The organism is Streptomyces sp. NPDC023723 (genome assembly GCF_040639815.1).
Classification (GTDB): Bacteria; Actinomycetota; Actinomycetes; order Streptomycetales; family Streptomycetaceae; genus Streptomyces.
This window is the reverse complement of sequence record NZ_JBFAAP010000015.1, coordinates 154595-165135: the sequence shown is the minus strand read 5'-3', so window position 1 is coordinate 165135 and position 10541 is coordinate 154595. Positions and strand designations below refer to the sequence as shown.

The 10541-nt window shown below is 72.1% G+C and carries 12 protein-coding genes; 9 read left to right on the top strand and 3 right to left on the bottom strand.

What is annotated here, in order from left to right; all coding sequences use genetic code 11:
• The coding region (locus AB0G32_RS18815; protein ID WP_361163985.1) for an FAD-dependent oxidoreductase at positions 1 to 944 on the top strand (944 nt) is incomplete at its 5' end.
• 105 nt (positions 945 to 1049) lie between these two features.
• Here the strand turns inward: AB0G32_RS18815 and AB0G32_RS18810 are convergent.
• The gene (locus AB0G32_RS18810) at positions 1050 to 2516 is read right to left on the bottom strand and encodes a regulator (protein WP_361163983.1); all 1467 of its coding nucleotides are present in this window, start codon (positions 2514 to 2516) and stop codon (positions 1050 to 1052) included.
• A 275-nt stretch (positions 2517 to 2791) separates the two neighbouring features.
• Between AB0G32_RS18810 and lipB the strand changes: the two genes are divergently transcribed.
• From lipB to AB0G32_RS18790, 4 genes are all read left to right on the top strand, one after another.
• Positions 2792 to 3592, top strand: coding sequence for a lipoyl(octanoyl) transferase LipB (lipB, locus tag AB0G32_RS18805; RefSeq protein ID WP_361163981.1), 801 nt, complete (start codon positions 2792 to 2794; stop codon positions 3590 to 3592).
• Between the two features lie 72 nt (positions 3593 to 3664).
• On the top strand, positions 3665 to 4630 hold the full coding sequence (lipA, locus tag AB0G32_RS18800; RefSeq protein WP_361163979.1) for a lipoyl synthase: 966 nt from the start codon (positions 3665 to 3667) through the stop codon (positions 4628 to 4630).
• Positions 4631 to 4895: 265 nt separating this feature from the next.
• Entirely contained in the window at positions 4896 to 5108 is a 213-nt protein-coding gene (locus AB0G32_RS18795; protein WP_361163999.1) for a hypothetical protein, read from the top strand.
• Positions 5109 to 5189: 81 nt separating this feature from the next.
• The gene (locus AB0G32_RS18790) at positions 5190 to 5894 is read left to right on the top strand and encodes a DUF4191 domain-containing protein (RefSeq protein ID WP_361163978.1); all 705 of its coding nucleotides are present in this window, start codon (positions 5190 to 5192) and stop codon (positions 5892 to 5894) included.
• A 101-nt stretch (positions 5895 to 5995) separates the two neighbouring features.
• Here AB0G32_RS18790 and AB0G32_RS18785 read toward each other — a convergent pair whose 3' ends face one another.
• Positions 5996 to 6463, bottom strand: a complete 468-nt coding sequence (locus tag AB0G32_RS18785) for an RDD family protein (RefSeq protein ID WP_361163976.1) — start codon at positions 6461 to 6463, stop codon at positions 5996 to 5998.
• A 209-nt stretch (positions 6464 to 6672) separates the two neighbouring features.
• Here AB0G32_RS18785 and glnA point away from each other — a divergent pair, with 209 nt between their 5' ends.
• From glnA to AB0G32_RS18765, 4 genes are all read left to right on the top strand, one after another.
• Positions 6673 to 8082, top strand: a complete 1410-nt coding sequence (glnA, locus tag AB0G32_RS18780; protein WP_361163974.1) for a type I glutamate--ammonia ligase — start codon at positions 6673 to 6675, stop codon at positions 8080 to 8082.
• A 119-nt stretch (positions 8083 to 8201) separates the two neighbouring features.
• Entirely contained in the window at positions 8202 to 8462 is a 261-nt protein-coding gene (locus AB0G32_RS18775; RefSeq protein ID WP_361163972.1) for a hypothetical protein, read from the top strand.
• A 120-nt stretch (positions 8463 to 8582) separates the two neighbouring features.
• A complete protein-coding gene (gene htpX, locus AB0G32_RS18770) occupies positions 8583 to 9497 on the top strand; it encodes a zinc metalloprotease HtpX (RefSeq protein ID WP_361163970.1) in 915 nt (304 codons plus the stop codon).
• A gap of 2 nt (positions 9498 to 9499) precedes the next feature.
• On the top strand, positions 9500 to 10087 hold the full coding sequence (locus tag AB0G32_RS18765) for a hypothetical protein (RefSeq protein WP_361163968.1): 588 nt from the start codon (positions 9500 to 9502) through the stop codon (positions 10085 to 10087).
• Between the two features lie 14 nt (positions 10088 to 10101).
• On the opposite strand, the gene AB0G32_RS18760 is transcribed toward AB0G32_RS18765, so the two are convergent.
• Entirely contained in the window at positions 10102 to 10407 is a 306-nt protein-coding gene (locus AB0G32_RS18760; protein ID WP_361163966.1) for a hypothetical protein, read from the bottom strand.
• Between the last annotated feature and the right edge of the window lie 134 nt (positions 10408 to 10541).

The following is a 10541-nucleotide window of genomic DNA, read 5'->3' as shown; positions in this document are numbered from 1 at the left end:
GGGCCGGCACCCCGCTGGGCGGCGCCGTGGACCAGGCCCGCCTCACCGCCGCGCTCACCCGGCTGGCGACCACACCGGTCGAACGGCTGCTGGCCCGCCCCGAGCTGCCCGCGCGGCAGGCGCTCGCCGTCCGCGGGCTGCCCGCCCGCACCATCGACGGCTTCCTGCGTCCGCTGCTCGCCGCGCTGCTGTGCGACCCGGACCTGACCACCTCCAGCCGCTGCGCCGACCTGGCGCTGCGCGCCTTCGCGAGCGGGCGGCTGGGGCTGCCGGAGGGCGGCGCCGAGGTGCTGCCGGAGCTGCTGGCCCGGTCGCTGCCGCCGGGCACCGTGCGCACCGGCGTACGGGTCACCGCGGTCGCCACCAACGCGGTGACCACCGCCCAGCACGGGGTGCTGCGCTGCCGGGCGGTGCTGCTGGCCACCGACGCCCGGGCCGCCGCCGAGCTGCTGCCCGGGCTGCGGGTGCCGGACTTCCACCCGGTGACGGTGGTGCACCACACCACCGACGAGCCCCCGGCGACCGGCGCGGCGCTGCTGCTGGACGCCGACCGCGGCGGCCCGGTCGCCCACACGGCCGTGATCAGCGAGGTGGACCCGGCCCGCGCCCCGGCCGGCCGCGCGCTGATCTCCTCCACCGTCCTCGGCCCGCCCCCGCCCGACGTGGACACCGCCGTCCGCGCCCACCTCGCCCGCCTCCACGGCACCTCCACCGCGCGCTGGGAGACGCTGGCGGTGCACCACACGCCCGAGGCGGTCCCGGCGATGCGCCCGCCGCACGACCCGCGCCGCCCGGTACGGCTGCTGGCGGGCCTGTACGTCTGCGGCGACCACCGGGACGCCGGCACCCCGCAGGGCGCCCTCCACTCGGCCCACCGGGCGGCGGCGGCCATCCTGACGGACCTGGGGGCCAGGGGGCCGTACGTCACTTCCCGGGCGGCGTGACGATCCGCGCCCCCGCAGGGGCGCGGGGCTGTATCGATATGCGGCTCCGCCGCGTGGGCGCGGACAACCACGACGGAGCCGCACCCGGCCGCGAACCCCAAGGGGCTACCCCAGAGCCGCCACCTTGTCCCGGTACCCCCGAACCGGCGCCGCGTCCCGATACGGCTCAAGCCGCCGCTCGAACTCCCGCACGTACTCCACCGCCCGCGCCGACCGCATCTCGGCGGCCTGCGCGGCGGCCTCCGCCCCCAGCTGGCACGCCGCGTCCAGCTCCCCGAGCCCGAGCCGCGAGGTCGCCAGCACCACCCGGCAGAACAGCCGGCTGCGCGCCTGCGCCGGGGCGCGCAGCTGAAGCGACCGCTCCGCCTGCTGCGCCGCGACCCGGAACTGCTGGAGGTCGCGGTGGCAGTGGGCCAGCTCGTCGGCGAACTGCGCGTCGTCGAAGAACCGCGCCCAGTGCGGCACCTCGTCACCGGGCCGGGCGGCCTCCATCGCCCGCTCGGCCCGCACCAGCGCCGAGGTGCAGGCCCGCACCTCGCCGAGCACCCCGTGCCCGCGCGCCTCGCAGACGTGCAGCAGCGCCTGCACCACCGGCGGCGCGGTGCTGCCGACGCCCTGCTGGGCGACCCGGGCCAGCTGCACCGCCTCCCGCCCGTGCCCGAGGTAGACGGCCTGCCGGCTCATCGTGGCCAGCACGTAGGACCCGTACGCCCGGTCGCCGGCCGCCTGCGAGAGCCGCAGCGCCTGCACGAAGTACCGCTGGGCGAGCCCGTGCGCGGCGATGTCGTACGAGGTCCAGCCGGCCAGCCGGGTGAGGTCGGCGGCGGCGGCGAACAGCCGGCGGCCGGTCTGCTCGCCGTAGCCGCCGCGCAGCATCGGCTCCAGTTCGTGTTCCAGGTAGCGGACCAGGGCCTGCCGGGCGTGGCCGCCGCCGTACCGGTCGTCCAGGCTGCGGAAGAGCTCGCCCACCGAGCGCAGCGCGGCGAGGTCGCCGGCGCCGACCCGCAGGCCGGGGCCGCGGTCGACCGGGGAGCGGCGCCGGCCTGCCGCCTCCATTTGGGCCGGGATGGCGGGCAGCGCCGGGCGGCCCTGGGCGGGGACGCGGGCGGCGGCCTCGGCGCGGGCCACCTTGTCGTCGGCGCGGCCGATCAGCCAGTCCCGGCTGGGCACGACGAGCCCGGCCGGGGTGAACGCGATCTTGCGGAGCTCGGCGTGGCTGCCGGAGTCCTTGCGCCACAGGCCGCTGACGATGTCGACGGCCTCCTCGGGGGTGGCGGCGAACTCCAGCCCCGCGTACACCGGGGCGCAGGCGTCCAGACCGAGGTCCTGGGCGGTGAGCCGGCGGCCGAGGCGGCGGGTGAAGACCTCGGCGATCAGGGCGGGGGTGGTGCCGCGCGGCTGTTGACCGCGCAGCCATCGGGTGACGGACGTCTTGTCGTATCTGAGATCGAGGCCGTGTTCGAGGCCGAGCTGGTCGACGCGACGCGCGAGACCCGCGTTGGAGAACCCAGCCTCGGCGATGAGCGCGGCGAGCTGGCGGTTGGGGGTGCGCTGCGCGGGTCGTTCCGTCATGGTGCGGTGCGGTCTCCTGCCTTCCGGGGCGTGCGAAGTGCCCGGATTGCCTGTGAGCAGCCCTTATGGCCTCGTGAACGGCGCGAATGTAGCGGAGAGTAAGCACTTCATCGCACACTTCGACTTCCATTCATCCGATCGTGTGAGCATCCACCTCTCTGCTGACGCCCCCGGTCCGGGTCGTCGTCCGCCGCCGCCCGCCGCTGCCTCAAGGGGCGGACGTACAGTGGCGTGGGCACGGGTCGTGCCTTACGACGTCCAGGGAGGCGCTTGCCGTGAGTGGGTTGCGGTTCGTCCGTATGGGTTTCGGCGCGGAGGCGGTCGAGTACCAGGAGGCGTGGGACGAGCAGCGCCGGGTGCACGCCGCGCGGTTCGCCGACGAGATTCCCGACACCGTGCTGCTGCTCGAGCACCCGCCGGTGTACACGGCCGGCCGGCGCACGGCGGACAACGAGCGCCCGCTGGACGGCACCCCGGTCATCGACGTGGACCGCGGCGGCAAGATCACCTGGCACGGCCCGGGCCAGCTGGTGGGCTACCCGATCCAGAAGCTCCCGCGCCCGGTGGACGTCGTCGCGCACGTACGACGCCTGGAGGAGGCGCTGATCCGCACCTGCGCGGAGTTCGGCCTGGAGACCAGCCGGGTGGAGGGCCGCAGCGGCGTCTGGGTGCTCGGCGACCCGGTCGAGCGGCGGCCGGCCCTCGGCGGGCTCTCCCTCGACTTCGACCCCCGGCTCACCGACGAGGAGTTCGACCCCCGGCTCGACGGCCCGGAGTACGCGCCCTCCAACGCCGGGCAGCGCCGCGAGGACCGCAAGATCGCCGCGATCGGCATCCGGGTCGCCAAGGGCGTCACCATGCACGGCTTCGCGCTCAACGTGCAGCCCGACAACAAGTGGTTCGACAGGATCATCCCGTGCGGCATCCGGGACGCGGGCGTCGCCTCGCTGGCGAACGAACTGGGCCGGGACGTCACGATCGACGAGGTGCTGCCGGTCGTCGAGCGGCACCTGCGGGACGTGCTGGAGAACGCGGAACTCAGGCCGCGCGTGATCGAGAAGACACCGGCCGCCTGAGACGCGGCATGGGCTTTCGAAATCACGGGCGTACCCTGAAGACGCCGAAGAATCAACGCTAGGGAGCCGGTCGTGTCCGCAGTCGCACCCGACGGACGCAAGATGCTGCGCCTGGAGGTCCGCAACAGCCAGACCCCCATCGAGCGCAAGCCCGAGTGGATCAAGACCCGGGCGAAAATGGGCCCCGAGTACACCAAGATGCAGAACCTGGTGAAGGGCGAGGGCCTGCACACGGTGTGCCAGGAGGCCGGCTGCCCCAACATCTACGAGTGCTGGGAGGACCGCGAGGCGACCTTCCTCATCGGCGGCGACCAGTGCACCCGGCGCTGCGACTTCTGCCAGATCGACACCGGCAAGCCCGAGGCGCTGGACCGCGACGAGCCGCGCCGGGTCGGCGAGTCCGTGGTCACCATGGACCTGAACTACGCCACCATCACCGGCGTCGCCCGTGACGACCTGGACGACGGCGGCGCCTGGCTGTACGCCGAGACGGTGCGCCAGATCCACCAGCAGACCGCCGAGCGCGCCGAGGGCCGCACCAAGGTCGAGCTGCTGGCCCCCGACTTCAACGCGGTCCCGGAGCAACTCGCCGAGGTCTTCGCGTCCCGCCCCGAGGTCTTCGCGCACAACGTCGAGACGGTGCCGCGCATCTTCAAGCGGATCCGCCCCGGCTTCCGCTACGAGCGCTCCCTGAAGGTCATCACCGAGGCCCGCGACTACGGCCTGGTCACCAAGTCCAACCTGATCCTCGGCATGGGCGAGACCCGCGAGGAGGTCAGCGACGCGCTGAAGCAGCTGCACGACGCGGGCTGCGAGCTGGTGACCATCACGCAGTACCTGCGCCCCTCGGTGCGCCACCACCCGGTGGAGCGCTGGGTCAAGCCGCACGAGTTCGTGGAGCTGAAGGACGAGGCCGAGCAGATCGGCTTCTCGGGTGTCATGTCGGGCCCGCTGGTGCGGTCCTCCTACCGGGCCGGGCGGCTCTACCAGATGGCGATCGAGAAGCGGGGGTCCTTCGTCGCCGCCCAGGCGGTGTAAGTCCACGGCCAGCGCTGTGTGAATTCGCGCACAAGAACCTACTTGCCAGTAGTGGCCGGTACGACGCGGCCCCGACCGTCCTCGCAGTTGAGGACCACGGTCGGGGCCGCGTCGGGGTTTCGCGCCCCGACTCCCGGGCTTCATGGGTGTTTGACCGGCGGGTCACGCCCTGGTAACACCAATCAGTGACGCTGGACTCACGCCACGTACAGCCTTGCCCAACACCATCCAGGCCATCCACGCCATCCCGAGGGGGGACCTCCAGATGCAGGCCGCGCCCGTACGCGCCACCGCCATCCCGTCGTTCACCGACGCCCTGCGCGCCGTCGAGTCACTGCTGATGAGCGGTGGCCAGCGCACCGCCCGCCGCAACGCCTGGACGTCCGTCCTGGAGGACCGCCGCCGGGCCAAGGACCGGGTCGAGGCCGAGCGCATCCTCGGCCAGGCCGGCCAGCCGGTCTCCTCCGTCCGCCTCTGACGCCCGCCTCTGACGCCGCCGCGCGCTCCCGCCGGGGCACTGCCTTCGTCGGCGCCGTGGCGGACACGTAGACTGCGCTGCATGGCGAGGAAGGACAACGCGGCGGACGCCGCGAACCCCGGGCGACTGAAGCAGATCGCTCTGACCTACAAGATGACCCGCAAGGCCGACAAGAAGATCGGTCTTGTACTCGCGGCTGTCGGAATCATCGTCTTCGGTGTCTTCCTCGCGATCGGTTTCCTGATCGGTCACCCCATCTATCTCGGCATCCTGGGCCTGCTGCTCGCCTTCCTCGCGACGGCGATCGTGTTCGGGCGCCGGGCCGAGCGGGCGGCCTTCGGGCAGATGGAGGGCCAGCCGGGCGCGGCGGCGGCGGTGCTGGACAACGTCGGCCGGGGCTGGACGACCACCCCGGCGGTGGCGATGAACCGCAGCCAGGACGTGGTGCACCGGGCGGTCGGCAAGGCCGGCGTCGTGCTGGTCGCGGAGGGCAACCCGAACCGGGTGAAGTCCCTGCTGGCCGCCGAGAAGAAGAAGATGAACCGGATCGTCGCCGACGTCCCCGTGCACGACCTGATCGTGGGCGACGGCGAGGGCCAGGTGCCGCTGAAGAAGCTGCGCACCACCATGCTCAAGCTGCCGCGCGTGCTGACCGGCCCGCAGGTCACCGTGACCAACGACCGGCTGCGCGCGCTGGGCGACCTGATGAGCAACATGCCGCTGCCCAAGGGCCCGATGCCCAAGGGGATGCGGATGCCGAGGGGCGGCGGCCAGCGCCCGCGCTAGCCACGCACCGCGGATACGTGAGAGTGGGGGGCGCCCGGAAAGAATCCGGGCGCCCCCCACTCACGTATGTCCGGGCGCCCCCGCTCACGTACAGACGTTGTTCAGACCCGGACCTCGACCGTGCGGGCCAGCCGGTCGTGCAGGCCGCGGCCGTCGCGGTCCCAGATCAGCGCGGGGATCGCGACGCACAGCAGCACCGAGCGCAGCAGCACGCGCAGCGGATTGACCCGGCCGGAGCCCAGCTCCACCACGCGCAGCCCGAAGATCCGCTTGCCGGGGGTGAAGCCGAGGGTGCCGACGGTCAGCACGCTCAGGGCGAAGAAGATGAGCAGCGCCCAGTTCGAGGTGGCCTGTCCATAGCCGTCGGTGATCAGGCCGTATGCGATCAGCAGGCACAGCGCCCAGTCGACGACCAGCGCGCCGAGCCGCCGTCCCGGAGGGGCGATCGAGCCCGGCCCCTCCTCCGGCAGGCCGAGGTCCTTGCCCCGGTAGCCGAAGTCGGCGCCCGCGTCCTCCATGGCCGCGCGGGGCCCGGACAGCCATGATCCGATTGCTTGCCTCTTGTCCACGCATACACGGTACTGCGCACGTTTCGGACCGGTGTCGGCCGGGGTGGGACGGTACTACGGTGGAAGGAGGCCGGTTAACTTCTGCGAAACAAATGGGTCACGCCCGAGAAATCACCCGTCCCTAGGGTCGGGTGCAGCGTGTGCCACCCGCACTGGCCGCACGAACGATCTACCACCCCGGCGGGACGGTCGGGAGTAGGAGGAGCTGGATGTTCCAGAACGCCGACGAGGCCAAGAAGTTCATCGCGGACGAGGACGTCAAGTTCGTCGACGTCCGCTTCTGCGACCTGCCGGGCGTGATGCAGCACTTCACGATCCCGGCCTCGGCCTTCGACCCGGCCGAGGAGCTGGCCTTCGACGGCTCCTCGATCCGCGGCTTCCAGGCCATCCACGAGTCGGACATGGCACTGCGCGCCGACCTGTCGACCGCGCGGGTGGACCCGTTCCGCCGGGACAAGACGGTCAACATCAACTTCTTCATCCACGACCCGATCACGGGCGAGCAGTACTCCCGCGACCCGCGGAACGTGGCGAAGAAGGCCGAGGCGTACCTCGCCTCCACCGGCATCGCCGACACCGCGTTCTTCGGGCCCGAGGCCGAGTTCTACGTGTTCGACTCGGTCCGCTTCGCCACCGGCGCGAACGAGTCCTTCTACCACATCGACTCCGAGGCCGGCGCCTGGAACACCGGTGCGGTGGAGAACAACCGCGGCTACAAGGTCCGCTACAAGGGCGGCTACTTCCCGGTCCCGCCGGTCGACCACTTCGCCGACCTGCGCGCCGAGATCTCCCTGGAGCTGGAGCGGTCCGGCCTCCAGCTGGAGCGCCAGCACCACGAGGTGGGCACGGCCGGCCAGGCGGAGATCAACTACAAGTTCAACACGCTGCTCGCCGCCGCCGACGACCTCCAGCTCTTCAAGTACATCGTGAAGAACGTGGCCTGGAAGAACGGCAAGACTGCGACCTTCATGCCGAAGCCGATCTTCGGCGACAACGGCTCGGGCATGCACGTCCACCAGTCGCTGTGGAGCAACGGCGACCCGCTGTTCTACGACGAGCAGGGCTACGCGGGCCTGTCGGACACCGCCCGCTACTACATCGGCGGCATCCTCAAGCACGCCCCGTCGCTGCTGGCCTTCACCAACCCGACGGTGAACTCCTACCACCGTCTGGTGCCGGGCTTCGAGGCGCCGATCAACCTGGTGTACTCGCAGCGCAACCGCTCCGCCGCGATGCGCATCCCGATCACCGGCTCGAACCCGAAGGCCAAGCGCGTCGAGTTCCGCGCGCCCGACTCCTCCGGCAACCCGTACCTGGCCTTCTCGGCGCTGCTGATGGCGGGCCTGGACGGCATCAAGAACAAGATCGAGCCGGCCGAGCCGATCGACAAGGACCTCTACGAGCTGGCGCCCGACGAGCACGCGAGCGTGGCCCAGGTCCCGACCTCGCTGGGCGCGGTCCTGGACCGCCTGGAGGCCGACCACGAGTTCCTGCTCCAGGGCGACGTCTTCACCTCCGACCTGATCGAGACGTGGATCGACCTCAAGCGCACCAACGAGATCGCCCCGCTCCAGCTGCGTCCGCACCCGCACGAGTTCGAGCTGTACTTCGACGTGTGACCGGACCCCGCCTGCGCCAGGCGTGATCCTTTCGGTGCCCCCGTCCCCGGTTTCCCGGTGGCGGGGGCGTCGTCGTATGGTGCCTGGCACTGTTGTTCGAGGCACGGGGAGAGACGGGGATGTCCGAACAGGACGGCCGGGACCGCGAGTTCGACTGGAGATGGGCGGCCGAGGCCGCGCACAAGGAGCCGTCGGCGCGGGCCCGGATGCTCGCCGCGCGGTGGAAGGAGAATCCGCCCGGGCCGGTTCCGTTCCGGGCCGGTCCGGAACCGGTGCGGCGGGGGCGGCGGTCCTCGTGGGGGTCGACGGCCGTGGTGCTGGGGTGTGTCGCCGCCGTCGTCGTGCTGCTGGGGTACATCAATTTCCGGGCGCCGCACTGATCGACTTTGCCGTTCTCGGGGCTGGTTTTGCCGCTTTCTGAACTGATCGCGACCTGTTCGCGGGGTGGCCCGGGTGCACACTGGACAGCGGGACGAGTGCCTGACTGCGGGGTGGTGCAGATGCCCAGTCGGTTCCGGAGCGACCGGCGGTTGACCGTGCGCATGGGGCTCACGCTGTTCCTGCTCGGACTGCTGTACGTGGCCTTCGTGGCCGCGCTGATCGTGCTGCTGAAGTCCTGGGTGCTGGTCGTGGTGATCGCGGCGCTGGTGCTCGGGGCGCAGTACTGGTTCGCCGACCGGATCGCGCTGTTCGCGATGCGCGGGCGGGTGGTGGAGCCGGACGAGTATCCCGGGCTGCACGGGGTGGTCGACCGGCTGAGCGCGCTGGCCGGCCTGCCGAAGCCGGTGGTCGCCGTGTCCGAGCTGGACCTGCCGAACGCGTTCGCGACCGGGCGGACGGCGGACCACGCGGTGATCTGTGTGACCACCGGGCTGCTGCGGCGGCTGGAGCCGGCCGAGCTGGAGGGCGTACTGGCGCACGAGCTGTCGCACGTGGCGCACAAGGACGTCGCGGTGATGACGGTCGCCTCGTTCCTCGGCGTGATCGCCGGGCTGATCGTCCGGTTCGCGTTCTACTCGCAGCTGTTCGGCGGGCGGCGGGACCAGAACACGGCGGTGGTGCTGGCGGGGGTGATGGGGGTGTCCGCGGCGGTGTACGCGCTCAGCTTCCTGCTGATCCGGACGCTGTCCCGGTACCGGGAGCTGGCGGCGGACCGGGCGGCGGCGCTGCTCACCGGGCGGCCCTCGGCACTGGCGTCGGCGCTCACCAAGGTCTGCGGCGACATCGCCCGCATCCCGACCAGGGATCTGCGGACCGCGCAGGCGTTCAACGCCTTCTACTTCACCCCGGCACTCGGCTCGAAGCCCGGTCTGTCCCGGTTCTTCGCCACCCACCCGAGCCTGGAGGAGCGGCTGGCGCAACTGGGCCGGATCTCCGCCGAGCTGGGTGAGCCGGCGGCGCCCGGAGGGGCCTGAGCATGGGGCTGCTGGACATCCTGCTCGGCCGGACGAAACCGGTCGCGCCCGATCTGGACCGGCTGTTCGCGCTGCCGTCGGCGGCGGTGACCCTCCAGGCCGCGACCGGGTTCGCGCCGACCGGGCAGGGCGCGGTGTGCTTCGCCACCGTGGAGGGCGCCGCGTTCGAGCAGACGCACCGCGAGGTGCAGGCGCTGCTGGACGCGGACGCCGGCCGCGAGGGTCCGCCGGTGGACCTGCGCCGGGACGAGTACGGCTACTCCTGGCTGGTCTCCGAACGCTCCCCCGAGCAGCTGCCGGACCTGGTCAACGACCTGCACGCGGTGAACGGTTCGATGGAGGTCAACGGCTTCGGCCCGCAGCTGCTGTGCTCGCTGGCGGGCTTTCGGCACCCGGCGGACGGGCGGCGGCTGGCGCTGGTCTACCTCTACAAGCGCGGCACGTTCTACCCGTTCGCGCCGCTGCCCGGTGCGGGGCAGCGGCGCGACAACCCGCTGGAGCTGCGGGTGCGGGCGGTGCTGGGCGGGGACCTGCCCGTCGAGCGGGAGCTCGGCCGGTGGTTCCCCCTGTGGGGCGCGCCCGGTGTGTGACCGGGCGCGGTCGCTCACTTGCTCTTGCCCCGGCCCGCGCTCTTGTGCCGCTCCTGCCGGCGGCTCTCGAGCGGGCGCTCGCGGCGGTAGCGGCGCTCCCAGCGGGCCTGCTGGTCACGGCGTTCCCGGTAGGCCTGGTACGAGGAGGGCGAACCGCCCCCGCCGCCGCTGCCGCCGGAGGGGGTCGTGGACGTCCCCCTCCGGCCGCCCGCCTGGCTCACGTACAGGATGAGCAGCGCGACGGCGGCCAGCCACCAGACCGGGTTGTCGAATCCCAGGACCACCAGGACGACGGTCCCGGACAGCACGAGGGTGGCCATCACCTGCCTCCAGGGGGTTGGTCGGGTAAACGCCGCCGTTCGCGGCGCGCGTCCAGACTAGGGATCCGGCCACCCCGAGCGCATGCGCATTTCGGGGTTTTGTGACAAGGGCCGGTTGTCAGTGGGGTGCGGGA